Genomic DNA, 207 nt, shown 5'->3' on the forward strand with positions numbered 1-207 from the left:
ACCAATCTGAGCTTCAGTGAATGGGGAGACGTCTTTGGTGACCCAAAGATGACGACGGCGCTCCTCGATCGGCTAACCCATCACTGTCATATCATCGAGACAGGAAATAACAGCTACAGATTCCGAGCCAGCACTGCCGCGTCAAAAAACAGAAAGGACAGATCTTCTTCCCACCAGAAGGAGCCGGATGATGACAGAGTCCCTGTG

General features: G+C 51.7%; 1 protein-coding gene. It reads left to right on the forward strand.

Going from position 1 to position 207, the window contains the following annotated elements; all coding sequences use genetic code 11:
- The coding region (locus tag B7449_RS18180; RefSeq protein WP_159108160.1) for an ATP-binding protein at window positions 1-207 on the forward strand (207 nt) is incomplete at both ends.

It is taken from the genome of Komagataeibacter intermedius TF2, assembly GCF_000964425.1.
Taxonomy (GTDB): domain Bacteria; phylum Pseudomonadota; class Alphaproteobacteria; order Acetobacterales; family Acetobacteraceae; genus Komagataeibacter; species Komagataeibacter intermedius.